The sequence below is a fragment of the Halorubrum sp. SD626R genome (assembly GCF_001261915.1).
Classification (GTDB): Archaea; Halobacteriota; Halobacteria; order Halobacteriales; family Haloferacaceae; genus Halorubrum.
The window spans coordinates 32,190-54,923 of sequence record NZ_CVRT01000076.1; the positions used below are offsets into that span (position 1 = coordinate 32,190).

Sequence of the window (22,734 nt, forward strand, 5' to 3'; positions counted from 1 at the left end):
GGCCGGTAGAGCGTCCGCGGTGCGTGGGTAGGTTAGCAGGGGACTCTACGGGTGTAGCCCCTAAGGGGGCAGACAATAACGGCCGGAGCCAGAACGGCTCCGGCCTACCGCAACGTACCGCCCCGCACGTGGAACCTACAAAATAGTCGTAGGACGCCCTCTCCGCGGTGAGAGTGCCGGTTGTGCGTGGACATAACCCCGAGAAGGAACCTTATCACCTCGCCTTACATCCCCAAAACCGAGTAGTCAGACTGGAATCGATGGCACCGCCGGGAGCGACGCCACAGATATCCACCCGGCGCCGATCGCGACGAGCACGAGCAGCCCGACGGCGGCCGCCGCGATGAACCCGATCCGAATCGTCTCCAGCGCCGACTGCAGAATCGCAAGCACTCGATGTCCGCGCCAAATAAGCAGCAGCGCGGTCGCGATCATCCCGGTCTGGATACCGTTGCCGGTCGCGAGGCTGATCGCCGCGTCGACGCCACCTGCGAAGGGAGCGGGCAGCATCAGTCCCTCCGTGTGACGACATTGAACACCGGCCTATCTGACTGTCGAGCGCGGTACCACAGATACCCCCCGCCGGCGGCGACGAGGATCAGAAGCGGTGCCACCTGCTCGCTCGTCAGCTGCTCGATCGCCGTCTGGATTGTTCCCGGGGCGACGAACTCTAAGCCGAGTACGACCGCCACGAGCGTCGACGCGAGCCAGACGCGCTGGCTCACCGCGTCCGAGCGGCGCAGCACGAGGTACGATGCGATCGGAACGCCTGAAACCACGATCAGGATGCCGACGCCCTCTGGAAGCTGGAACAGTCCCACCCGTGCCGCGACGATCGACGCGATCACGCCCGTCGCGGTCGACGCGCGCCGGTTCGAGGTGACGAGGCTCACCACCCGGCCCATGTAACCGAGCAGTCCCTGCAGTCCCGAGAGCGCGCCGCTGCCGGTCTGCTGTGCGACTCGCTCTCCGACATCGACACCGCGGCCGCCGAACGGTTCGAACCGGCGGAAGGCAACGACTCCGCCGAGCCCTAGCAGCCCGAGTAGGAGCAACTGGCCACCGCCGATTCCGGACGGCGCGCTCACGCTTCCGACCGCGGTGCCCGCCCGCTCGCGGAACTGACCGATTGCGCCGCCCGAGTCCTCTCCTCCGCTCGACATCCCGGAGTCACGAAGGATCTGCCACGTGTCCTCCGAGTCGTCGTCTTCGAAGATCGCGGGAGACTGCGCCACGTCGCTGTCAACGACGATTGACCGCTTGAGGCTGTTCAGGAGGTACTCGACGCCAGATTCGGTGTTATAATACTCGACGGTCACGGGGTCGCCGTCGCCGCCGGGACCGGGGGATACATCGATCTCAGGATTCTCGCCGGGCTCGACGACATCAATGCGCACGTCACCTTGTTCGGCGACCACGCGCGTCTCCAAGTGCTTCACGCGGAAGGTGTCGCCCGTCTTCGAGTTCGGGAGGTACATCTTCTGAGCACCGCTCGCATCGATGACGACGTAGTCCTCGGTCGGGAAGACATCCGAGTACGAGTAGTGCACTCGGTCGCCGTCGTCAGTCGGACCGACATTCACGTGGAAGTCCTCGCTCCGCTCGTCGATTCGGAGCTGCGTGTCGAGCTCCTCGTGGGGCGCGGTCGGGTCGGTGATCGTGACGGCGCCGTTTCCGACCGACATCTTCCGGCCGGTCGCCCTCACGTCGACGGTTGAGCCGGCCGGCACCGAACCGCCGACGGCATCACTCACGTAGACATCGACGGTGGTACCATCGAACCGGTAGTTGTCCGCTCCGACCCGTTCCCAGCTGCCACCGTCGATCTTGTACTCGACGTTCTTCACACCGACTACGCGTGAGGACTCGAACGGGATGGTGACCTGAGCGTCTGAGGTTTCAGCCGCGTAGGTGTGGCTGACGTTGTAGCTCTCCTCGAACGTCGTCGCGGAGTAGCCGACGGAGATCTTGTCGGAGGCCTCGTGGCTGGCTTCGATGTCAGCGCGCATCTCCGGTGCGTCAGCTGACAGCGACCCGTCTCCGAGTGAGACGTTCAGGGTGTTGGTCCCCTGTTGCAGCTGGTCTTTCGGAATCGTGGCCGTGGCAGTCTCGCCGTCGGCTAGCGTCCCCGAGTGGATGGTCGTGGTTTGACCGTTCAAGTCCACGACGGGATCTTGTGTGAGAGTCGTTTTATTATACTCAAGCGACCATGAATTGATCCCGTCTCCGGTGTGATCGATGGTAATCGAGTCGTCGCTTTGAGCGATCGGGATCCCGGTCGAGCCCGAGTCGGTAACCGTGGCTGACGCGCCTGAAGGTGTAGAAATTGTCGTTGAGCCCTGTCCGGGAGCGGTTATGCCGTTGTAATTATACTGTACGATCGACCCTGTATCAACTGAGACAGTTATCACATCGCCCTCATTAAGCGTCACGTCCTCTGCGCTTCTGCTTCTCTCTCCCCCGTCAACAAAATCTTCCTCTCTATGAAAGACCTCACCGTTCCTTGACCATTCAAACGTGACCGTCAGACTATTCGTGCCAACATCGACTCGTTGAGTGATATAGTCGACCGTCGCACCATCATATTTCGCCGGCACGGTGTAACTTTCTGAACTTGAGTCGCCCGGTGGATACAAATTCTCATCAGTATTCACTTCACCCAGATCGACAGTAAACTGGGGATCGCCACCGTCCGGGCCTGACGGGTCCGCATCTCCGGGATCAATATTTTTCATTCCACCTGACGATCCGATTTCCGTAACCGTCCTGGTGTTGGCGGCACCCGTCGTATTGATCGTCACGTTTGAGACCGCATCGTAGTCCGACAGCTCCCACGTAGCAGTCGTCCCGGAAGTTGCGGACTGAAGCGACACGTCGACGCGACCGCTGAACGTCACCGTGTTATCAGAGAAGTGAGGAGCGTCGAACACGAGGTAGCCGTCCGTGTACTCCGCGCTCGCGGTCCACTCCGAGCCGTCCTCGTGTGTTCCGTGAATCGCTCGCGGCTGGTATCCGAGCGCCTCCTGAATCTTCCCCGCGTCGAGCGCGACCTCGCGGCCGGCTGACTCCTGATCATCCCGGAGCACGACCGCCATGCCGTCGCCGGTGACCGACGCCGCGTCGCCGTTCATCACCGTCGGCGCATGGTCGGCCGTCGTCAGGATGACCTCCAGCGAGTCCGCGTGGTCGCTCGCCAGCACGCCGCCCTCCAGCTCGCTCGCCGACAGCGCGAGCGTGTCTCCGTCGGAAACGTCCTCAGCGACGTTCGCGTCCGGGATCGTCGCCATCCCTGCCGGCGCGGCCGCAGCTGGTCCCACCGCCGCGAACGGGACGGTGGGTGCGAGTACGAGGATGACCGCGAGCGCCGGCACGAGTGCGCGTTTCACGTGCGCTCACCTCCGCTCGACTGCGCGCGAACCCCACGCGCGGGCAGGCCAGCGCCTTTCGCACAGGCGGGTACACCGGTGGGGTTCACGCGGATCCCCCGGGGGCACGCATGCGTCGGACTCCGGATACGCGCGCGTATGAGCAGCGCCGGCCGCCGCCGCGCCGCCGCGATCGCGGTCGCGACGCTCGAACCCTTGCCGTCTCGCGATGTCAGCTGCATCACTCGCTCACCTCGTTGAGCTCGCGCTGCGCTTCGTCGATGTCCGGTTTTGACGTCGGCTCACCGAGTCCGAGCTTCAACACCCCCTCCCCATCATCGGTCGCTTTGATGTCGCTCCACTGGTAGAGGCTGAAGTTCCGCTCGTTGAACATCAGCGCCTCTCCGACATTGCGGTCCGACATGATGTCGCCGATCATCTGGACCGTCGAGAACCCGTGCGGGATCGACCGCTTCGAGTTCCGCCGCGGATTCGGTGTCCCGTCGGGCATGTCGACCCGCCACATGTGCTCTTCGCGAACCCGCCAGTTGATCTGGCTTTCTCGGTGGATCGAATTGTACACCGAGAACTTCTCCCGCCGCGAATCCTGCATCAGGTTCCGATACAGCATCAGCTTCGAGTGGGTGCGGTGTTCGTCCTGCTCGACGCTCGGTGGGACCAGATCGGCCGCCTCGTCGAACATCCACGACCACCAGCCATGGGAGTGTGCGAATTCGATTCGACCGAGCATGAACGCGAACCACCAGTGAGTCAGCGGTGTCGGATTTTCGTCCGCGCCTGCCGTCCATTCGGGTACGAACGGGAGCGTCCCCGAGACGCGGCTGCTCGCACGCGTCAGCTCTGTGCATCCACTGAACGAAGGATCGGGGTAGACGACGTTGAACGTCCCCTCCGGGTGATCACCCAACTGATCGATGAGGTCGCGGACGTCGTCGTAGTACCGCACCGTCCGGACGATCTCGGAGAGGTCCGCCACGTGTTCCGGGTCGCGGCCGTCGTCTTCGAATACCCAGCGGGCATCGACGCTTGCGTGGCTCGGCAGCCACATCGTGGTCCAGTCTGCGAACGGCGTCCACTCCGAGCGGTTCGGTGAGCCCCGCCAGATGACCTTCTCGTCGTTTTCGTCCATCAGGCGGAGCGACCAGTGCAGATTGTCCGTCGACTTCCCACACCCCCGCTCGCCGACCTTCAGCCAGTCTGTGCCGCCCGCGCTCGATGTCTGATCGGCCGGCTTCTCGTGGATCAGCACGTCCGGATAGACGCCGTATTCGAAAGCATCAGGGTCGAACTGAGGGATCCCGAATCGCATCCGCATCTCGTAGGCGTCGGTCCACCACTCCGGTGCGGGCTCGTCGACATCGGGGCGCCCCTGCTGAGTGCCTTCGCCCCAGCTGTATCCCCACCGCTCCGGCGTCCACTCCGCGTTGCTGTTCGTCGTCTTCGTCTCTCCGTCCGTCGTCTGAGTTTCTGACTTGCTCATAATTATCCCGGGCTGGCATTCAGCCCATCCGAGGTGTGTGTCGCCAGTTCTCCCGCTTCGAGCCGTTTGATACCGTCCGCGAAGGCGGGGAGCAGTTTCGCGACCGCGAACCGCTCGCGGTACTTCCGGGCCAGTCGCTCGGCTTCGAAGGCGCTGTCAGCGTCAACTCGTCCGAGAAAATGCTCGCGAGCAACCGGATCCCGGCCGACCCGCGACGGCAGCGCCTCGTGGAGCGCGCCGTTCGTCGGTTCGGAGAGATCGTGGAGCCACGACTGCAACTCCTCGACCGAGTCGAAGCCCCCCACAGCCGCCTGAGCGCCGCCCGTTGCTGCTGGTCGGCGACCTGAAACGCGGGGCGCATCGCGACGAAGTCCTGCCCCTCCGGGTCGTGCTCCTCGCTGCGAACGTCCTCCGGGTACTCGCCGGCCGACTTCCGCAGCGCGTTGTACGCGAGGTTGAACGCGGGCAACACGAGAACGCGCTCAAGCCGCTGGCGGTACTCGCGGCCTGTCTCCAGCGAGATCGGGTCATCCGCGAACCGCTCGCGTTCCGGACCAACAACGAGCGCTGTCAGCAGCGTCCGATCCCGGAGCAAGGCGACGGGGTCCCAGCGGTCCGTGATATGCCCGATCGTCCGCACGATTGCGGCTTGGTACCACTCGATCGCGGTCCGCCGGTTCGGGAAGCCGTCTCGAAGCCCGTGGTCGAGTCCGTCGCCCGGCTGCGGCTCCAAGAGCGCCCGCTGGTCGCTCTGGAGCGTCGGGAGCGCCGGCCGACTAGTCGTCGTCATCGGCCATCCCCCTTCGCTCGGTCGTCTCCGGGTCGACATCGAGATCGTCCTCGATGCCGAGTTCCGCGTTCGTCAGCTCGCGCGTCACCGACGAGTCGAACTTCTGCTCGATGTTCCGGGCGTCGAGGGGCGTCTTCATCCGCTCGCGCCACGCGATGTCACGATAGTCGTCGAGCAGCTTCGCGTCGGCGTGCTCGCCCGCTTCGAACGCGAGCGACGCTTCCGCCTGCGTGAAGTGGTACGGCGCCGGCTCGGACTCAGCACCACCGTTCTCGACGCGGTAGATGAACGGCAGGCCGAGGACCGCGCCCACAACGGCGCCGAAACCCGGAATCCCGAGCATCGCATCGGCCGCAAACCACCCAGCGACTGCGCCGCCGCCCACCGGCAGCACGACGCCTGGATTCGGAAGCGTCGTCATGCCGATACCCGGAACGTCGACCTCTCGCGAGAGCGGGAGCCTGACCAGTTCCGGTGGTCGATGTACGAGCGCGTCCTGCAGATCCCACTCGGGATCCAGCTCGATCTCTAGCTCGTACGGCGACTCTTTGCCCTTCTTGTGGGTCTGGATGTCTGAGACATCGAGCGTCGCCAGCGAGCCCCGGAGCCGGGCGATGTACGCCGGCAGCCCCTTTCGGATCAGGACGAGCTCCTGGTCGGCTTCACGTCGAAGGCCGGTTTTCACGACGTGGTCGACGTACCGCGAGTCGTGCGTGTCCTCTCCACGTGGAGATTTCGCATTTTCGAGGTCTTGTCGTCGGAACAGGAATTTCTGCAGGTTCGACGGGCCAGACCCCTCCAAGACGAGCGCGTAAGCGAGCACTCCAAAAACGACCGCTATCCCGGCCGGGAGTCGGGTCGCGAGTACCGCGCCTTGGAAGGCAAAGAACGACGCGAGCAGTGCTATCGGGACTGTCACCGCGGCTCCCCACTTGAACAGTCCCCACTGTGGACCGGCGATCGCCTTATCGTGGTGTCTTCTGCCGAGAGAACCGCCGATCAGCATCGCTGGCAGCGCGAACACACCGATCTCCCAGAATAGCGTGGAGAGGAAGTCCCCCCACGAGTTGATGTTGATACTGCGCGCCGTCGCGATCGTCCGATGGTTGAACGTCCATCTCGCGTCTGGATACTCCTCGACCCACATGGTGATCCGCTGGTTCTCGCCGAAGCTCGACGGCAGCGGCACCTCAGCGCTGTCGTAGCCGTGTCCCAGCTGCGTCGAGACCGTCGTCGCTGTCACGTTCTCCGCGACAGGCTCGGTCGTGGTCCCGTTCTGGGTCTGGACCGTGCGGGTGCCACTCTGCCAGCCGACTACGTTGACTGTCAGCTCCTCGTTAGGCTCGCCGAGTCGGATTGTCCGCAGCGTCACCGCGTTCTGTTGAACCCGCGTGTCACGGCCGACGTACTCCCAGTCCGACGAGCCGAATCCTACTGGTTCATGCCGGAGCGTTGCGCTCCCGTACGAGCCGAGGAAGCGCATCGATGGCGGCGCGCCCTCTTGGGTGGTTCCACCGCCGCGGAGCTCGTCGAGAGTATAGTCGATGTTGCTCTGCTCGACAGTCGTGTTCGACGTCGGAGCTGTATCTTGGGCCGTGGCCGGTACAACTGCTATGACCGGCGCGACGAGCAGGAGCGCCGCTATGGAGAAGAGAAGTATCCGGCGGCGCATCTACGGGAGCACCCCCAGAAGAGCTTCTTTGATCCCGACGAACGTCGACGCGGCCTGGTCAGGCGCGACGTAGAACCAGATTCCGAGGATCACCGCAGCGAGGATTAGCACGGCCGCCTTCTCGTCGATCTGTAGGAACATCGCCATCAGCTATCAGCCTCCCAGCGGGCGGTTTCCTCCCAGCACGAACGACACTCGTGCTCGGTGCTGATCTGACACTGGAGCTCGTCGGTCGCGATCAGCGCTATGTACGCGAACGCCGCTGTTGCGAGCAGTACCAGTCCAGAAAACGTGGTGTCGCCTGCGATCAAGGACTCCGCAGCTACACCTGCAAAGACTCCTGTGCTCGCGAAGCAGATTAGTGAGACCGCAGTTATCGCTCTGTGCTTCGGTTTTACCGCGTCCCGAAGCCGAAGATCTCCCTCTTGCTGGCTCCACGCGTCTTCGACCCAGTCCGGCTCAGATTCGGTATCGATCACCGCCATGGCTATTCACGCTCCTCCTTCTCGACAATCCAGTGTGCGACGACGAGCCCACCGAGACCGAGCAGCACCGGGCGGGTCGCGTCGACGACCGGGCCGCCGGCGACTGGCGCGAGTAGCACCGCGCCGGCGACGACGGCCAGCGTCATCACCGCCTTCGACCCGGACAGCAGGATCGACGCCGACCCCGTGTCGCTCGACATCGACGAACGGAGCACGGGATCGGCACCCTCGCCGACGAGCCGCTCGTACGTCCAGTACAGCAGGACGGTGATGACGAGCGCACCAGCGATCGAGCGGCCGGCTGCGATCGGAATCGCGTCGATCGGGAGTGCCATCTAGATCCCCCTCCCGCGGGTTGTTGAGGCCCGCCAGATCAGCGCGATGACCGTCACGACCCCGAAGAGGGCCAAGAACTGACCGTTCGTGATCAGGCCCTGAAGACCGAGCCATCCGAGGAAGCCACCGACGATGTGGCCGACCACGACCGGCGCGTCGATCATGCCGATCAGGTCCGTGATCAGCTGGATGATCTGGTCGCCGATGGTCAGCAGGACGCCCACGGTCACGACGATCGCCGAGCCCGAGCGGTTCCCGACGCCCTCGACGAGCTCGTTGATGTCCTCTGCATCCCGCCACTCGTCGAGGACCCAGTAGATCAGCGCCATCACGCCGATGACGCCGATCACCACTCCGAATCCCCAGAGAGTGACTGTACCGAGGATGTTCATCGCTGATCACCCCCTGCTCGATACACCTTTGTTTCCGCGTTAGCTATCGCCATTGTCGAGTTTCTGTTTGAGTTGGTCTGAAAGGCTATCCAGCAGTTTCACCACGTAGACGGCCGCAGCGAGCAGTGTCAGCTTCGTCAGCGCTCCTTCGGGAATCCACGCCACCTCCGGCGCGATTGTGAAGCCGCTGATAGACAGCGCCGTGAACACCGTTCCGATGTTCGCGACCACGACGCTCGCGACCGGGTCGAGCCACGTTACCCCCAGCAGCTGCAGTAAGGCTCCGCCAGTCGCCGTCGCGACCGCCTTCGGCTCCGTCAGTAGTTCTCTGAGTTCCATTCGTAATCACCCGAAGAGGAACGTCTCGACTCCACTCACGATCGGTATCGCGTCGGCGATGGCTCTCGCGAGCCTGATGCCTAAGATAACCAGACCGTATGCGGAGACGATTACCAGTGCAGCCGCGATGAACGGCTGAAGCGGTCCGAACGGCTCCGATATCCAGACGATCGTCGCGGAACCGTTGCTCACCACGTTTCCGACCGGTCGTGTAACCGCCTGCGTTGCTGTGCTCACCGAAGCGCTCGCAAGGTTAAGCGAGCCGAGCACGGCTTCGAACGGCCGGGAGACGATATTCGCGAGGTCGAACGTGAACCCGAAGATCGCACCGAGTATCGGCGGAATCGCTCTCCCTCGAAGGAACCGCAGTGGGTTACTCGCGAACGAGGCGAGCGTCCCGACGTAGTTTTTGAGCGGCTCAAGATCGAATATCCAAGTCGGAAGTGAAGGTCCAGAGGAACCACTACTTCCGCCTCCGCTCCCACCGCCACCGAAATCACCGCCGGAGCCGATGTCACCCTCACAGTAAAGCGTGAGATCGACCGGCGGTCCCGTGCTGGTCACTGGATCCGGCGTCTGATCTGGAAGCGCGTGGTCTGCGAGCGTGAGCCAGCCGATGAGGACCGCGATCAGCCGATGAAGGTGATCAGTCATCGCGAATCACCTCCACGGCTTGAGCGAGCAGGTATCCGCCGGCTGCGACGAGTACCAGGGCGCCGACTATCCCGGTATCTGACGCGAAGCTCCTCGCCGCGCCGAACGAGAGTGCCTTGGATCCACCAGCGAACAGGTCGTTTACGTAGCCGGTATACGCCGTCGAGATGTCGTTCGCACGGTCGATGACGAGCACGTCCCACAGGGTCGCGATTGTCGCCGCGATGTTGCTGTAGACGGATGTGAGCACGGCGCCGAGCGATGCGAGCCCGACGTCGGTCCAGTCGACGCGTCTGCCCTCCGCAGAGCTGATGAACGGAAGCCCGCTTTGCCAGAAGTCGTCACGGGCCGACATCTGTTAGCCCTCCTCTGGGTCTTCCTCGACGCCGAGGAATGGGATGTCCGTGAAGCTGAACGGGATCGTGTCGCTTGTGTCCTGACGCGACAGGTACCACGAGAGCACGAACGCGCCGGCGAACACGACCGCCAGCGACACCGGGAAGCCACCGATCCCGAAGAGCGAGATGTCAGCCTGCGACGCCTCGGCACCGGCTTCGATGATCCCGGCCGCGCCATCGCCGAGCAGCGATCGGACGATCGATTCAAGACCGCCGGCGAACGCACCGAGCGGATTGATGAAGACGTTGCTAATCGCCTCGACAGCGTTCGCGGCCTGAATGAAGAAGGCCGCTATCGGCAGGAACAGCAACCGGGTGAGCGCACCGTCGATATCATCGACTTGACCCACGCGATTGAGCCGGCTGATCCAGTTGGTTCCGCCACCGGCTGATCCGGCGGATGCAGCCATCTCAGATCAGCCCCCGGATACGGGCGAGGAACCCGCCGCCGAGCAGGCCGGCGATGGCACCGAACGGTGAGACGATCATGTCCCACAGCCCACCATCCGAGCTGGAGAACTGTCCGACTCCGCCGCCGATGTCCTCCACTGCGCTCTTCTCGTCGCTGGTGACGAGTACGGTCGCGTGGTAGCCGATCTCCTGACCGGGCTGAATCGTATTATCGAGCGTCACGGTATCGCCCTGTGAGCCGAGCGAACCGAGGACGCTGGTCCAGCCGCTGATCTCGGAGAAGTCGGTGTCAGACGCACCCTCTGAGACCTCGACGGTCTGGTACCGAGAGTTCGGGACGGTGACATCCTGTTTGAGTTCCGCATTGGCGTAGCTCACGTCGTAGGCCGACGGCAGTCCGAGCCGGTAGTAGGCCTCCATCCGGTGCTCGAAGCTCGGGTACGACTCTGCCGCCTCGAAGCTCACGTTGACTTCTTGTTCGTCGTTCTCGAGGTCCGAGGCACGGAACTCCATCGGCATTTCGAGACCCGAGATCTCCGCGTTCGCGAAGGCCGACCCGAGCGTGCCCATGTCGTAGACCTGCACCGCGCCCGGCTCGCTCACGTCGCGAATCGTCTCGGTCTCGAAGTCGTCGTCATCGTCAGTGTCGACCCGCTTGTCACCGAACGACCACTCCGAAGTCTTGTCCGCATTCAGCGCCGACAGCGTGACCGTCGCGTCGCCATCCTCGACGACGATGTCGATCGACTGGATCTCACCCATCGTGCCGTCGCCGCTGCCCTGCGTCGTCAGGGCGCCGACCTGCTCTTGGATGACGTAGCCTTCTCCCGTTCCAGTCCCGATCACGTCGTCGTCACTGGCGGTCGCGCTAGCGTCGACCATCGTGGTGACGTAGTCGCCGTCAGCGTCGACAGCGCGGATCTCGACCGTCGCACCGGAGTCGAGGGTGTCCACGTCGAGCATCGCCTGCAGGTACCGCTTCTGCGCGTCGCTGGTGATGCCCACGTCTGAGAAGCTCGCCATCGCCGTGTCGCCGCTCGTCTGCGAGCTCGTCGAGACTTCGAGCGCTTCGACGCCCGGCGCCGTCGACGAGTCAGAAACGGTCAGCGTGCCGGCCGATCCGGACTCGTCGACGGTCCATCGCGACTCGTTGTGGACCGCGCTGACATTCTCGTCAGCGTGCGGGAACGCGGCGCCGTCCTCGAAGTCGACATCAGTCGCAACGAATCCGTACGGGTTGACCGTCCCAGTGCCGATGTCGTCGACATCTTGGCTCTGGTCAACGGTTGCGGGTAGCGTCGCGATCTCGCCGGAGTCATCTTCGTACTGACCCGGCTCCATGGTCGCGCGGTCGAAATTCTCGACCGTCACGTCCGCCTCGATGTACGGGTTCTGCGCCGCGCTCGCGTTCTCGTTGAAGTCTGGTGCCGCCATGGCCGCTGGCGCCGCCAGTGACGTTACCAGCAACGTCGCGAGCAGCCCGATAAAAATCCGTTTGACAGTGATGTTCATGCGATTCCTCCGTAACTACCGCTGGTCCATCTTCGTGTCATGAGAGTGTGGTAACAGCCGTGTTTGCGTGCCAGTTCGACGTCGAGCGGGTACGCCGCGCGGAACTCATTAAGATAGGACGCGAACGCCTCCGAGACCGCGATCCCGTCGGGAACGCGGCTCACTCGCAGGCCCCCCGCACCCGGGTTGGGGTCACGCCGACCCTCCGCGGTTCCGCCAGTCGATCCACCGCTTCGACTCGCCGTCGGGCTCTTCCTCAGAGCCAGTATCGTCGTCGTTCATACCTTCCACAGCCGAACCGGTCCGATGGCTCGACATCGGGACGTCGCGGCGCCGTCGTCTAAATCACAGAAAATTCGGAGGTTACAGGGACCTATCTAAGGGATTCTGGTGGGTTCTGGTGATTTATATTCCAACCGACGGCTGAGTTCGTATGGGCATTCAGAACCGATTCGCCGACTGTCGCACCGCACAGGAAGGAGACGGTAGTGTGACTGTGACTATTCCGCGACCGCTCGCGGAGGAGTGGGAGATCGAGCAGGGTGATCAGATCCCGTTCTACGTGGAGGAAGGATCAGATACGGCGGAGATTCGGCGGCCGGCAAAACGAAGCGACTGATAGACTGTTTTTGAATTGAATTTGAGTAGGGTGGCTCTGTTAAAACCCTTGAGTAGTGATATATTTTGGAGTGTTTGCTGACTATAGAGGGCGGGCCTTGTTTAGACGCTCCTGATTTCGTGGGCTAGTGTCTGTATCAGCTGAACAGGATCAGTGTATGAAGGCCTCTCTGTTCGATCTCACTCTTCAGACAGCGACCATTCCGTCCGGTCTACGCTGCGTCTAAACAAGGCCCAGAGGGTGAGTTCAGCACGGCCAATCGGTAGTTTGGTCAGAGATTGGGTCAGACGAGACCAGTTCCCTGAGCAATGAGAAACAGTGAGACGAGGATACCGAGGAGCCCGAGGAGAACCGAGAGACGGCTTTTCTGGTTTATGCTCAAATTCATTATAGACACTCAATTGTCAATAGTGTTACGACAAGTGGCCTGTATGTACACGCAACTTTTCTACTACCCTTTTGTGTTCGCTGAAGCAGATGACTGACTTGCGCGTTGTATTCAGCAAGCTGTTTGTATCAGCCGCTGAGGATTTCAATAGATCCAGCGAGGTAGGTTTCTGAGTTTTACTCGAATCCAGCCTCTTCGAAGGCATCGTTTACGACCTCAGGCGTCGGTGCGTTCAGGTAAGGCTCGATCGCTTGGAACGAATCCCACCCGCCGACAGTCATGACGACACGGGGGTTCATTTGCCGGTCAACCAAGAGCCGCTGCGCGAACCGGCGCCGAAGGTCGTGACTCGAGACGTGACGGAAGTCCTCGTCGCCCGTCGCATCGGCCGCGCGTTCGGCTGTGCGTTTGACGACCGCTCGGACGCCGCTCTCGGTGAGGTCCACGATCGGCTTGTGGCGGCCGACGTCTTCCGACCGGACGTACCGGTGGATGTCGCCCTCGACCTCCCGCGGGAGGTAGGCGTCGCGAGGCTTCCCGCCGCTACCGGTCGTGTCCTTGCCCTCGGGGACGCGGAGCCGAAAGTGGTCGCCGTCCGGGGTGCGTTTGACGTGCTTCGGCGCGACCTGCGGGATCTCGAAGGCGCGGAGCCCGACGAAGCCGCCGAGCTGGATCACGAGGTCGTCGCGGTGACTCCCCGCGGCCCGCCGCAGCTCCTCGAGGTCGTCGTCCGTGAGCCAAACACGGTAGACCTCAGAGTTTCGTGTTGACTCTAATCTCATTTCGAAGACCTCTCCTTGTTGTGATGCGCCGAATGTTCTCCACGAGACATTACCTCAATATTCGATGGACGGTTATCCCACGGAATTGTGTTCTTGTGATGTACAACGTTTCCAGAAACCTTCTCAGCACCATATTCTGAAATCGCTAGCAGACGATGGATTCTGACAGAATCGACCCCTCCATTTGGGTTACTTGACCGTGCCCTTGGATATCCGCGAGATGTATCGTACGTTACGCGGTTTACCCGCCTGGCTTCAGCCATTTCTGCCGGACCGGCATCAGTACGAGTGGGTATGTCAAACCGGTGTAACCATCTCTTTATTGTGTCCTGACCACATCCCAAAATCTCAGAAATTTCTCTTTGAGTCCTTTGCTCATCGATATACAATTCTTCTAAGCGGTCGCGATCTCTCCAGGGATACTGACCTTCTTCGTGGTTACCCATGTGAGCTTCCTAAACAAGCTCTCACTTAATGCGGCAGAACCCAGCCGGTGATCGGCGTGATCGGGCCGCTTTCGGGGGTTTGTTTATCGACTTGTATAACAAGTCGTGAATCAACGATGCTCGTCGATCCACTCGCACCACGCGTGGAAGTCGTCGGCGCCGCACTGGTCAGCGATCGACTGTAGTGTTCCGGTAGGGATCTCGTCTTCGGACGCCATCGGAACAGTCACGATCCGAACCTCGCCCGTGTCTGGTGACTCGTACCGCATCTTCAGGTGACTGCCGACTCGACCGACGCGCTTGTAGCCGAAGTCGTGGAGTACCGACGCGATCTCACGTCCGGAAAAGTTCGTCCGGACCATTCACTCCATGAACTCAGGAAGATCCTCGTCGCCGGGCTCCGCGTTCTCGAGGCCCCACTCTTCGAGGTCCTCTTCGGTCACGGGCTCGCCGCCGCCTTCGTGAAGCTCGATCGCCTCCGCGAGCATCCGGAGGGCTTCTGCCTTCGTCTCGCCGAACGACGCGACACCAGTCTCGATGTCCTTCGCGGTGATCGAGCCGTCATCCTCGTGAATGAACTCGACCCCCTCTCCGTTGGACGGGTCGCGTGTCGCACTCGCCATACCCCTCTTTCGCGGACCCCTCGAATAAGCGTTCTGTCGTTATTGAATCATCCGGAACCGTTCGGAACACTCGGGGGTCGGCTTATGTTTCCCCGCCATGACCGATTCAGACGTGATACGCGACGGAAGGATCTTCGGCGACGATCACCTGCCCTCCCCGATTGTCGGCCGGAATAGCCACATGAATGAGGTGACGAACGCCCTCGCGCCGATCGAAGACGGGCTTCGTGCCGAGAACTGCTTCCTGTTCGGCCCCTCCGGTGTCGGGAAGACGACCGTCGCGAGAGCCGCCGTTCGCGAGCTCCGGCAGGAAGTCCTCGAAGTCCCCCACGCCTACGTTAACTGTTGGCGGGACTACACTAGGAACGCGGTGCTTGAACAGCTCGCTCGGGACCTGGTCGGCGCGGCGCTTCCGCGATCGTCCTCGACCAGCCGGCTCATCGACCTGATCACGAACAACCTCCGCGGCCCGGGCGTCGTCATCCTCGACGAGGTCGACCAGCTCCGCGGGACCGAGGTGCTCTACGACCTCCACGATATCCACGGACTCTCGTGGATCGGCATCGCGAACCGCGAGGTCGACCTCCTCGCCGACCTCGACGACCGGATCACCTCGCGGATCAGCGTCGCCTACCGAGTTCGGTTCGACACCTACGGCGAAGACACTATCACGAAAATCCTCACCCGCCGAGCTCGCGGGGGACTCAACCCCGGTGCCGTCAACGAAGACATTCTTAGGCGTATCGCACGCCTCTCTGAAGGAGACGCGCGCCAGGCGATCACAGCGCTGCGAGTTGGGGCGCAGATGGCCAGTCGCGAGGGGCTCTCGACGATCCCCGCCCGACTCGTCGATGACGCGGTCGCCGACGCCGAGCAAGAAGTCCGCCAGAAAACGATCTCAAAACTGAACACCCATCAGCGGGCACTGTACGAGGTCCTCGCCGAGGAGGACGGCCTCATACAGAAGGAACTGTACGCGCGGTACCAGGAAACCCACGATGACCCGGTGACACTACGGTACCTCCGGGAGAACCATTTACCGAAGCTAGATCACTACAACCTCGTTGATGTCGAGCAGCGTGGCGGGACGAAGCGCTACAGTCTCGTGGGGGTTGACAGCCAAGACGATACTCTCAGCAAATCCTAGTCATGCAATGATTCTGGTTCTGAGTCTTCATTCCAGCTGTGTTTGCATAACCCGCGGGCGGTTATACCTGCTCGCGGGCGCCTAAGACGTAGCCGAGGAACACAATCATCGTTGTGCCCAAGAAGGTCTCAATTCCGGCGACTACACGCATCAGACCCGGATCTGGATCTCCAGGTGGTGACGTCGTAAATGTAACTACACTGTAATATAGGCTTCTACCGAGACTCATCTCACTCGTTGAGTACACCACTGCTGAACCGAGAAACAGCGCTATCATGACGAGGATCACCGGACGTAAGTCCACACCATAACCGGTTGTCAACCGCGATAGAAGCGATCCCAGCCAAGCTACTGTGCCTTGAATTGTATCATCAGCCTTGGCCTCACGGCGGCGAGCACGTCGCTCTCGCGAGCGGGCTTTCCTAGCTTGGCTAATGAGCCCGTTGTTACTGTACACAGTTTTGAGTTCGTTATTTGCCCTCGCTATCGCATCATAACGATCAGTGGGATCGGTGAGAGAATTCGTCTCTTCGTCATCTGCTAGTTGTTCAATACGTTCCTTCGGCGCATCAAACGCGGTTTCTCGGGAGACTAATACTCCTGAAAGAGATGTGTTCCATAGAAGCACATCCTCTAGCTGAGAGCGCGTTAGATTGGCCGTAGAGATGTCTGCACCAGCTATGTCGGCCTTCGAAAGGTCGGCGTCACGAAGATTGGCACCCACGAGGTCAGCGTTTCGCAAGTTGGCTTCTATGAGATCGGCGTTGCGAAGGTTCGTCTCTGAAAGACCAGTACGGGAGAGATCAGCCTCCGAGAGGTTGGCATGATAAAGATCGGTTTCAAAAAGATCGGCTTTACGGAGGGTGGCTTCCGAAAGGTTGGCGTTACGCAGAGTAGCTTCTGGGAGGTCAGCGCGGTATAAATCAACCTCTGAAAGATCAGCACCAACTAGTGTGGCCTCCGAGAGGTCTGCATGATACAGATCAGCATCTATAAGATCGGCTCCTTCCAGAGTGGCCGCAGAGAGGTCTGCATCAATTAGGTTGGCCCCCGAAAGATCGGAGTCACGCAGATCAGCATCCGCCAAGTTGGCTCGATATAGATCAGCATCTGTGAGATCAGCACCTGATAGAGTGGCCCCAGTGAGATCGGCCTCAACTAGGACAGAACCCGTGATATCCGCATTTCGCAGGTCGGCTTCCGAGAGGTTTGCTCCCATAAGCGCGGCATCCGAGAGATCAGCGCCCCCGAGGTCAGCACCTGATTCAATATCCCCGGGTGACACAGCCGAATCGTTAGGGATCTCATACTCGGAGCTGCCCATACTCACATTTCACTCAGGATCACAATAATAACCTAGGGTATAATTCGACTGAAATATATCTCCGAGTTTATCGGCCGATCACGTCAGCAGAATGTTGTGATCAGTGGGCGTCATATAGCGGGACTAACACAATACGATGTCGACCGGTTCGGACATCTGGAACCCATCCCGAAGACGACAAACTACATGACCGCGTGCCGCTTACCGGCGTCCGGAACCGTCCGGAACCGTCCGGGTCAGACTAAACCGGAACCGACAACCAGCGAGCAGTATGGCTTCGAAGCAGCCGGTTCACGACGGTAACGCACAGACGACGGAGTTCGACGTCAACCTCGCCGACGAGCGGATTCGCGGTCGCAGCCCCAACCACGCTCGTGCGGTCGTCAGCGTCGACGCGAACTCCACGCTCCGCGTCGAGATCGAGGCGGCGAACCAGCTCGACTGGCAGCTCGACGCGCGGATGGTGAACGGCACGCTCGACGTCACGCGGACCTTCTGCGAGGGCCACAGTGCTCACGACGTCGACATGCCGGAGTGGGTGGAGCGCGTCGCGGACCTAGTCGGCGAGCGGCTCGACGGGGGCACCTGATGGCAGACGCCGTATTCCCGTTCCCCGGTGGGAAGAGTCGCTTCGCGTCGTGGATCCTCGACCAGGTCCCGGAGCACGCCTGCTTCGTGGAAGTCTTCGGGGGCGCCGCCGGCGTGCTCGCGAACAAGGACCCAGACACGAGCGACGTCGAGGTGTACAACGACCGCGACGGCGACCTCGTGCAGTTCTTCGAGGTCCTTCGCGACCGCTCCGGAGAGCTGATCGAGTGGCTCGAAGCGACGCCGTACTCGCGGGAGCTCCACGACGAGTGGGCGCACAAGTTCTACCACGGCTACCGGCCCAGCGACCCGATCGAGCGCGCCGGGCAGTTCTTCTACCTCCGGTATACGCAGTGGGGCGCGAAGTACGAGGCCCCAGCCGGGTTCGGGACCTCCAAGGTCCGAAGCCGGGCTCTGTCGTACGCGAACAAGGTCGACCGCCTCGACGAGTTCGCGGAGCGATTTGGGGACGTGGTCGTCGAGAACCTCGACTGGGCCGACGTCTTCGAGAAGTACGACAGCGAGGACACCGTATTCTACTGTGACCCCCCGTACGTCGGCTACGAGGACTACTACCTCGTGAACACGATTGACCACGAGGCGCTCGTTGACGGGCTCGCAGGGTTGGAGGGCGACTGGATCTGTTCGTACGAGGACCTACCGGAGACGTTCGAGGACGTGTACGTGCTCGACCGCGACGAGAAGCGGTTCATCAACAGCGGGAAGCGTGGCGAGGCGAAGGACGCGAAAGAGCGGTTGGTGATAAATTTCGACCCGGAGGGGGTGTGAACCAAGAAGAGACGTGCTGAGAGGACGAGACCACTGTTCGACTACCCTACCCTTCCGCCTGCTGACTTTCCTGATACACCTGCTGACGAAGATGCTCCGTGATGACCTCCTGAACTTCGTCGTTGTCCATGAATTCAGCGAACAGCTCTTCGTTTTGGTCCATCCGGTCGATGAACATGTCCGTGAGTGCGCTGTCAAACTCTAGTGCGAAGTTCTCGCGACTGTTGACCCGCGCAGACCGACGGAGGTGATCGTCTTCGAGTGCATCCTCTTTCAGCTGTTCGAGGAAGAGCTGATCTGCTTCGGTGAAGTCGGTGCCGAGCTTCTCGTTGATCTTCTCAACGATGGTCGAAAGCTCGACCTCGTCATCGTCACCTCCTCCACCGGTTCCGGTCTCGGTCGGACCTTGTACCTTCCCGTCGGTCGTGTCGATATCGATCTCTCCTTCCTCCGACTTTTCGAGCCGGTAGTATTGGAGCGCGAGCTCGTCGTCAAACTCGACATCGGGCTGCCCCGACCCCTTCGGCAGCTCCTTGTAGAGGAACCGTCCGAAGGTGTAGAGCTTCTCTAGGTGCGTATCCGCGTAGCTGACGATCTGTGACTGGAACTTGTAGAGGCGAAGGAACGAGCGGAGCGTCGATCGGAACTCCTCCTGCGTCTCTACGTCGGACGTGACAAACTCATCGCGCGCTGGTTGGACGAGACTGCTCAGCTTCGCGTGTGCCCCCTCAGTTCCGGTGTTTTCGGGATCAAAGAACACTTCGGCGAACTGGTCGACGGTGCTCTGGTCGAAGATACGGAACGACTTCACCTCACTCGCCAACTGCTGGAGATGTTGCGGATCAGTCTCCTCGGTAACTGTTGTCTTCCCGTAGAATGGCTCGAACGCTTCTTTAATATCGGACTGCTCGTTCTCGAAATCGAGGACGAACGTATCCTCCTTGCCGGGGTGCGTCCGGTTCAGACGGGAAAGCGTCTGGACCGCCTGAATCCCGGAGAGCTTCTTATCCACGTACATCGTGTGGAGCAGCGGCTGGTCGAAGCCGGTCTGGTACTTGTCGGCGACGACGAGGACCTGGTGCGCTTGGCTGTCGAAGGCGTTCGGGAGCTCGGACTCCTTGATCCCGTCGTTCATCCCCTCCTCGGTGTAACTCTGGCCGTCGTCCTCAACTGTGCCCGAGAACGCCACGAGCGCGCTCAGATTGTAGCCGTTCTCCTCGATGTACTCGTCGATGGCCTTCTTGTACCGGACGGCGTGAGAGCGCGAGGAGGTAACGATCATCGCTTTCGCCTTCCCGCCGATCTTGTGCCGCGTGTTGTTCCGGAAGTGCTCGACGATGATCTCGACCTTCTGTGAGACGTTGTGCGGGTGGAGCTTCAGGAACCGCGAGATGGCTTTGACCGCCTTCTTTTCGGGTACCTGCGGGTCCTCCTCGACCACCTTCGCGACGTTGTAGAACGTCTCGTACGTCGTGTAGTTCCTGAGCACATCGAGGATGAAGCCCTCGTCTATGGCCTGCTGCATCGAGTAGAGGTGGAAGGGCTCGTAGCCGCCGTCCCCATCAGGCTCGCCGAACATCTGGAGCGTCTTCGCCTTCGGCGTCGCGGTGAACGCGAAGAAGCTGAGGTTCGGCTGTTTGCTCCGGGCTTCGGCACTGGCGACGATGGCGTCTTCGGCGTCCTCGATCTCCTCTTCGTCCACGCCCGAGAGGATCCCCTTCATCTCGGCGGACATCTCGCCGGTCTGGCTGCTGTGTGCCTCGTCGACGACGATCGCGTAGTCTCGCTCGGGGAGCGACTGGGTGTGTTCGATGACGTACGGGAAGGTCTGGAGCGTCGTGATGATGACCGGCTTGCCGGCTTCGAGCGCCCCCGCGAGTTCCTCCGACTTCGGCCCCTTTTCGCCGGTGATCCCGTGAACGACGCCGGTCTTGTGGTCGAGCTCGTAGATCGTGTTCCTGAGCTGTTCGTCCAGAATCGTCCGGTCGGTGACGACGACGACGCCGTCGAAGACAGCCTCATCGTCGTCGTTATGAAGCGAGACGAGGCGGTGAACGAGCCACGCGATGGACTTGCTCTTCCCGCTTCCCGTAGAGTGTTGGACGAGGTAGTCCTCGCCCGAGCCCTCGCGTTTCGCGCTGTCCACCAGTTGGCGGACGCATTCCAGTTGATGGTACCGCGGGAAGATCAGCGTCTCGTCCTCCTCGACGGTGACGCCGTCCTTCTTGATCTCCTCGGTATCGATATGGATGAACCGCTGGATGATGTCCATCCAGCTGTCTTTCTCCCAGACCTCCTTCCAGAGGTAGGCGGTCCGGTGGTCGTCCTCGCGCGGCGGGTTCCCGCCACCCTTCTCGTGACCCTTGTTGAACGGGAGGAAGTTGGTGTCGTCGCCGTCGAGTTCGGTCGTGTAGTAGACCTCGTTCTGGTCGATCGCGAAGTGGACCAGCGCGCCGCGCTTGAACCGGAGGACCGGCTCACTCGGGTCGCGGTTCTTGTACTGTTCGCGGGCGTCTTGCGACGTCTGGTCGGTGAAGGTGTTCTTGAGTTCGGCGGTCGCGACCGGGATCCCGTTGATGCTCAATGCGAGGTCGACGCTCCGGTCGGGGTTCGTCGCGGAGTGGTGGAGCTGCTGGGTGACGCCGAGGACGTTGGCGTCGTACTTTCGCTGGAGTTCGGGGTTGATCCCGGTGTTGGGCTGGAACGTCGCGAGGTCGATCTTCGTCCCCGTCGTGTGAAGCCCGTGTCGAAGCAGTTCGAGGGTCCCTTGGCGTTCGATCGCGCTGGTGAGCTCTTGGAGGAAGCGCTGGCGGGCGTTACCCTTGTGTGCGGTCTCCAGTTTTTCCCATGCCTCTGGCTGGGTCTCCTTCACGAACGAGACGATCTGCTGGGGGAAGAGGCCGCGTTCAGCGTCGAACCGATCGCTCGGCATTTCGACGTAGCCGCGATTGAGGAGGGCGGACGCGATCTCGTTTTCAAAGGCCTTCTCGTCGTAGGGTTTACTCATTAATCGTCGCCTTGAGTAACACCTTTTTCCTTAGACATATCAATTTGACCCGTAACTGCGGCGGTGATGAGAGCTTGGCGCTTTTCTTCAAGCAAGGTCTCAATACGGTCTAGGTTAGCTTTCGCTGACTCAATTTTTTCTACCGTATTCGATAGTCTACTTACTATTTCTTTTTGCTGTTCGTAAGGTGGTACGGGAATCTCTTGATTGCTTAGCTTTTCTACCGTGACATGTTCAATTGTACTTTGGTTGGTCTTTGAAGAGAATATATCCTTTTTCACGGCAAATTCCATAAAGTAGCAGAAAAACTCAGGGACCTGCTCGCTGTTTCGCGGTCTTACCCTGTGTAGAGCTTTTTGATAAAGTATTTCCTGATCGGATCCCTCCCAAATAGCACTGCGGCCGGCTTCACCACCTTCACAGACCAATATATCCCCTTCTTTCAGTTGGTATTTGGATTTCTCTTGTTCGGTGAAATCCATCTGAGGAAGGTCCTCTGTATTAATTTCCCACCACTGAACGTCTTTGTTCCGAAGATACGGTTCTAGATTATCTCCAACGATCTCAGATTCATCCAGCATCTTTCCCAGTTGGATATCATATTTCCATCCGATTTTCGCCACACCCCAATCTTCCGGGATCATACCCAACCATGGAATTTCAGTCTCATATCGCTCTTTATCGGTGGGCTTAGAGTGTGTGATCTCCTCCCAAATCTGCGTTACTCGTTTCTCATCTAGGCTCTTTTTCAAGGAATTAACCGCTGAAATAGATTGATCTATCGCGGACACTTTGTCAGAGCAGTAGTTTATGATTTCTTTCTGGACGCTCTTCGGGGGTACTGGGAATGGCGTCTCTGAAACGGAAAGAGAATTTAAGCTCTGTACTGTTGCGCCTTGTTGTCTCCACAATTTTAGCAGTGGCTGCTCATGTCCAATAATCACATCTCGTAGAAACCGGACTTGAATTCTATCCTCTTGTGGTACATATGCTCGGATGTCCTGATTGATCGCGACTTCTTTCGTGGCCACTGCAACGGGAATAGTGTGTTCAAGGATTCCAGATCTAGAAACGATAAGAAGAGTTCCTTCCGGGACAATTTCTGTAGATGTGGCTCTGTTGAAATCCTCAGAGAGTTACATGTTCGTCCTGTAATTCGACGAGAT

25 protein-coding genes and 1 pseudogene are annotated in these 22,734 nt (G+C 60.6%); 4 read left to right on the forward strand and 22 right to left on the reverse strand.

Features of this window, described 5'->3' with window-relative positions:
- Window positions 1-246: 246 nt before the first annotated feature.
- The 14 genes from SD626R_RS08175 to SD626R_RS08235 form a co-directional block, all read right to left on the reverse strand.
- Window positions 247-510 carry a hypothetical protein gene (locus SD626R_RS08175; protein ID WP_092565537.1) on the reverse strand — a complete coding sequence of 88 codons (264 nt, stop codon included), beginning with the start codon at window positions 508-510 and terminating at the stop codon, window positions 247-249.
- Window positions 510-3,386 carry a hypothetical protein gene (locus SD626R_RS08180; RefSeq protein ID WP_092565539.1) on the reverse strand — a complete coding sequence of 959 codons (2,877 nt, stop codon included), beginning with the start codon at window positions 3,384-3,386 and terminating at the stop codon, window positions 510-512. Before SD626R_RS08180 ends, SD626R_RS08175 begins: the two co-directional genes overlap by 1 nt.
- Before the next feature lie 220 nt (window positions 3,387-3,606).
- Window positions 3,607-4,866, reverse strand: coding sequence for a hypothetical protein (locus SD626R_RS08185; protein WP_092565541.1), 1,260 nt, complete (start codon window positions 4,864-4,866; stop codon window positions 3,607-3,609).
- Between the two features lie 19 nt (window positions 4,867-4,885).
- Window positions 4,886-5,656, reverse strand: coding sequence for a hypothetical protein (locus tag SD626R_RS08190; RefSeq protein WP_092565543.1), 771 nt, complete (start codon window positions 5,654-5,656; stop codon window positions 4,886-4,888).
- Entirely contained in the window at window positions 5,643-7,328 is a 1,686-nt protein-coding gene (locus tag SD626R_RS08195) for a hypothetical protein (RefSeq protein WP_092565545.1), read from the reverse strand. Before SD626R_RS08195 ends, SD626R_RS08190 begins: the two co-directional genes overlap by 14 nt.
- A complete protein-coding gene (locus tag SD626R_RS16800; RefSeq protein WP_158298331.1) occupies window positions 7,329-7,475 on the reverse strand; it encodes a hypothetical protein in 147 nt (48 codons plus the stop codon). It lies immediately after the preceding gene.
- Complete coding sequence (locus tag SD626R_RS08200) at window positions 7,475-7,813, reverse strand: hypothetical protein (protein WP_092565547.1); 339 nt, start codon at window positions 7,811-7,813, stop codon at window positions 7,475-7,477. The genes SD626R_RS16800 and SD626R_RS08200 overlap by 1 nt, the downstream gene beginning before the upstream one ends.
- A 2-nt stretch (window positions 7,814-7,815) precedes the next feature.
- Window positions 7,816-8,148, reverse strand: coding sequence for a hypothetical protein (locus SD626R_RS08205; RefSeq protein ID WP_092565549.1), 333 nt, complete (start codon window positions 8,146-8,148; stop codon window positions 7,816-7,818).
- Window positions 8,149-8,541 carry a hypothetical protein gene (locus tag SD626R_RS08210; protein WP_137782476.1) on the reverse strand — a complete coding sequence of 131 codons (393 nt, stop codon included), beginning with the start codon at window positions 8,539-8,541 and terminating at the stop codon, window positions 8,149-8,151.
- 39 nt (window positions 8,542-8,580) lie between these two features.
- A complete protein-coding gene (locus tag SD626R_RS08215) occupies window positions 8,581-8,880 on the reverse strand; it encodes a hypothetical protein (RefSeq protein WP_092565553.1) in 300 nt (99 codons plus the stop codon).
- Window positions 8,881-8,886: 6 nt separating this feature from the next.
- Window positions 8,887-9,534, reverse strand: a complete 648-nt coding sequence (locus SD626R_RS08220) for a hypothetical protein (protein WP_092565555.1) — start codon at window positions 9,532-9,534, stop codon at window positions 8,887-8,889.
- Entirely contained in the window at window positions 9,527-9,889 is a 363-nt protein-coding gene (locus tag SD626R_RS08225) for a hypothetical protein (protein ID WP_092565557.1), read from the reverse strand. The genes SD626R_RS08220 and SD626R_RS08225 overlap by 8 nt, the downstream gene beginning before the upstream one ends.
- Window positions 9,890-9,892: 3 nt before the next feature.
- A complete protein-coding gene (locus tag SD626R_RS08230) occupies window positions 9,893-10,342 on the reverse strand; it encodes a hypothetical protein (protein WP_141651427.1) in 450 nt (149 codons plus the stop codon).
- 1 nt (window position 10,343) lies between these two features.
- Window positions 10,344-11,855 (reverse strand): hypothetical protein, encoded by a 1,512-nt coding sequence (locus tag SD626R_RS08235; protein ID WP_137782474.1) that lies wholly within the window; start codon window positions 11,853-11,855, stop codon window positions 10,344-10,346.
- Window positions 11,856-12,288: 433 nt separating this feature from the next.
- Between SD626R_RS08235 and SD626R_RS08240 the strand changes: the two genes are divergently transcribed.
- Window positions 12,289-12,474 carry an AbrB/MazE/SpoVT family DNA-binding domain-containing protein gene (locus SD626R_RS08240; RefSeq protein ID WP_092565563.1) on the forward strand — a complete coding sequence of 62 codons (186 nt, stop codon included), beginning with the start codon at window positions 12,289-12,291 and terminating at the stop codon, window positions 12,472-12,474.
- Window positions 12,475-13,038: 564 nt separating this feature from the next.
- On the opposite strand, the gene SD626R_RS17385 is transcribed toward SD626R_RS08240, so the two are convergent.
- The 4 genes from SD626R_RS17385 to SD626R_RS08260 form a co-directional block, all read right to left on the reverse strand.
- Complete coding sequence (locus SD626R_RS17385) at window positions 13,039-13,644, reverse strand: site-specific integrase (RefSeq protein ID WP_092565565.1); 606 nt, start codon at window positions 13,642-13,644, stop codon at window positions 13,039-13,041.
- A complete protein-coding gene (locus tag SD626R_RS17490) occupies window positions 13,641-14,090 on the reverse strand; it encodes an HNH endonuclease (RefSeq protein WP_137782473.1) in 450 nt (149 codons plus the stop codon). The genes SD626R_RS17385 and SD626R_RS17490 overlap by 4 nt, the downstream gene beginning before the upstream one ends.
- Window positions 14,091-14,200: 110 nt before the next feature.
- Entirely contained in the window at window positions 14,201-14,452 is a 252-nt protein-coding gene (locus tag SD626R_RS08255; protein WP_092565569.1) for a type II toxin-antitoxin system HicA family toxin, read from the reverse strand.
- Window positions 14,453-14,713, reverse strand: coding sequence for a type II toxin-antitoxin system HicB family antitoxin (locus SD626R_RS08260; protein ID WP_092565571.1), 261 nt, complete (start codon window positions 14,711-14,713; stop codon window positions 14,453-14,455).
- 97 nt (window positions 14,714-14,810) lie between these two features.
- Between SD626R_RS08260 and SD626R_RS08265 the strand changes: the two genes are divergently transcribed.
- Complete coding sequence (locus SD626R_RS08265) at window positions 14,811-15,860, forward strand: Cdc6/Cdc18 family protein (protein ID WP_092565573.1); 1,050 nt, start codon at window positions 14,811-14,813, stop codon at window positions 15,858-15,860.
- A 61-nt stretch (window positions 15,861-15,921) separates the two neighbouring features.
- Here SD626R_RS08265 and SD626R_RS08270 read toward each other — a convergent pair whose 3' ends face one another.
- Window positions 15,922-17,184 carry a pentapeptide repeat-containing protein gene (locus SD626R_RS08270; RefSeq protein WP_092565575.1) on the reverse strand — a complete coding sequence of 421 codons (1,263 nt, stop codon included), beginning with the start codon at window positions 17,182-17,184 and terminating at the stop codon, window positions 15,922-15,924.
- Window positions 17,185-17,455: 271 nt separating this feature from the next.
- On the opposite strand from SD626R_RS08270, the gene SD626R_RS08275 reads away from it, so the two are divergent.
- Both SD626R_RS08275 and SD626R_RS08280 read left to right on the forward strand, forming a co-directional pair.
- Entirely contained in the window at window positions 17,456-17,773 is a 318-nt protein-coding gene (locus SD626R_RS08275) for a hypothetical protein (protein ID WP_092565577.1), read from the forward strand.
- Window positions 17,773-18,561 carry a DNA adenine methylase gene (locus SD626R_RS08280; protein ID WP_092565579.1) on the forward strand — a complete coding sequence of 263 codons (789 nt, stop codon included), beginning with the start codon at window positions 17,773-17,775 and terminating at the stop codon, window positions 18,559-18,561. Before SD626R_RS08275 ends, SD626R_RS08280 begins: the two co-directional genes overlap by 1 nt.
- Before the next feature lie 46 nt (window positions 18,562-18,607).
- Here SD626R_RS08280 and SD626R_RS08285 read toward each other — a convergent pair whose 3' ends face one another.
- The 3 genes and pseudogenes from SD626R_RS08285 to SD626R_RS17215 all read right to left on the reverse strand — a co-directional run.
- A complete protein-coding gene (locus SD626R_RS08285) occupies window positions 18,608-21,568 on the reverse strand; it encodes a type I restriction endonuclease subunit R (protein WP_092565581.1) in 2,961 nt (986 codons plus the stop codon).
- On the reverse strand, window positions 21,568-22,212 hold the full coding sequence (locus SD626R_RS17390) for a restriction endonuclease subunit S (protein WP_255511530.1): 645 nt from the start codon (window positions 22,210-22,212) through the stop codon (window positions 21,568-21,570). The genes SD626R_RS08285 and SD626R_RS17390 overlap by 1 nt, the downstream gene beginning before the upstream one ends.
- 165 nt (window positions 22,213-22,377) lie before the next feature.
- Window positions 22,378-22,674: pseudogene (locus tag SD626R_RS17215) on the reverse strand (restriction endonuclease subunit S); the annotation flags it as partial.
- Between the last annotated feature and the right edge of the window lie 60 nt (window positions 22,675-22,734).

Bases quoted from the DNA above. Each gene is read 5' to 3' on its own strand.
- SD626R_RS08175 (WP_092565537.1), bottom strand. From the start codon at position 510: ATGCTGCCCGCTCCCTTCGCAGGTGGCGTCGACGCGGCGATCAGCCTC.
- SD626R_RS08185 (WP_092565541.1), bottom strand. From the start codon at position 4,866: ATGAGCAAGTCAGAAACTCAGACGACGGACGGAGAGACGAAGACGACG.
- SD626R_RS08190 (WP_092565543.1), bottom strand. From the start codon at position 5,656: ATGACGACGACTAGTCGGCCGGCGCTCCCGACGCTCCAGAGCGACCAG.
- SD626R_RS08195 (WP_092565545.1), bottom strand. From the start codon at position 7,328: ATGCGCCGCCGGATACTTCTCTTCTCCATAGCGGCGCTCCTGCTCGTC.
- SD626R_RS16800 (WP_158298331.1), bottom strand. From the start codon at position 7,475: ATGGCGATGTTCCTACAGATCGACGAGAAGGCGGCCGTGCTAATCCTC.
- SD626R_RS08200 (WP_092565547.1), bottom strand. From the start codon at position 7,813: ATGGCGGTGATCGATACCGAATCTGAGCCGGACTGGGTCGAAGACGCG.
- SD626R_RS08205 (WP_092565549.1), bottom strand. From the start codon at position 8,148: ATGGCACTCCCGATCGACGCGATTCCGATCGCAGCCGGCCGCTCGATC.
- SD626R_RS08210 (WP_137782476.1), bottom strand. From the start codon at position 8,541: ATGAACATCCTCGGTACAGTCACTCTCTGGGGATTCGGAGTGGTGATC.
- SD626R_RS08215 (WP_092565553.1), bottom strand. From the start codon at position 8,880: ATGGAACTCAGAGAACTACTGACGGAGCCGAAGGCGGTCGCGACGGCG.
- SD626R_RS08220 (WP_092565555.1), bottom strand. From the start codon at position 9,534: ATGACTGATCACCTTCATCGGCTGATCGCGGTCCTCATCGGCTGGCTC.
- SD626R_RS08225 (WP_092565557.1), bottom strand. From the start codon at position 9,889: ATGTCGGCCCGTGACGACTTCTGGCAAAGCGGGCTTCCGTTCATCAGC.
- SD626R_RS08230 (WP_141651427.1), bottom strand. From the start codon at position 10,342: ATGGCTGCATCCGCCGGATCAGCCGGTGGCGGAACCAACTGGATCAGC.
- SD626R_RS08235 (WP_137782474.1), bottom strand. From the start codon at position 11,855: ATGAACATCACTGTCAAACGGATTTTTATCGGGCTGCTCGCGACGTTG.
- SD626R_RS08240 (WP_092565563.1), top strand. From the start codon at position 12,289: ATGGGCATTCAGAACCGATTCGCCGACTGTCGCACCGCACAGGAAGGA.
- SD626R_RS17385 (WP_092565565.1), bottom strand. From the start codon at position 13,644: ATGAGATTAGAGTCAACACGAAACTCTGAGGTCTACCGTGTTTGGCTC.
- SD626R_RS17490 (WP_137782473.1), bottom strand. From the start codon at position 14,090: ATGGGTAACCACGAAGAAGGTCAGTATCCCTGGAGAGATCGCGACCGC.
- SD626R_RS08255 (WP_092565569.1), bottom strand. From the start codon at position 14,452: ATGGTCCGGACGAACTTTTCCGGACGTGAGATCGCGTCGGTACTCCAC.
- SD626R_RS08260 (WP_092565571.1), bottom strand. From the start codon at position 14,713: ATGGCGAGTGCGACACGCGACCCGTCCAACGGAGAGGGGGTCGAGTTC.
- SD626R_RS08265 (WP_092565573.1), top strand. From the start codon at position 14,811: ATGACCGATTCAGACGTGATACGCGACGGAAGGATCTTCGGCGACGAT.
- SD626R_RS08270 (WP_092565575.1), bottom strand. From the start codon at position 17,184: ATGGGCAGCTCCGAGTATGAGATCCCTAACGATTCGGCTGTGTCACCC.
- SD626R_RS08275 (WP_092565577.1), top strand. From the start codon at position 17,456: ATGGCTTCGAAGCAGCCGGTTCACGACGGTAACGCACAGACGACGGAG.
- SD626R_RS08280 (WP_092565579.1), top strand. From the start codon at position 17,773: ATGGCAGACGCCGTATTCCCGTTCCCCGGTGGGAAGAGTCGCTTCGCG.
- SD626R_RS08285 (WP_092565581.1), bottom strand. From the start codon at position 21,568: ATGAGTAAACCCTACGACGAGAAGGCCTTTGAAAACGAGATCGCGTCC.
- SD626R_RS17390 (WP_255511530.1), bottom strand. From the start codon at position 22,212: ATGATCCCGGAAGATTGGGGTGTGGCGAAAATCGGATGGAAATATGAT.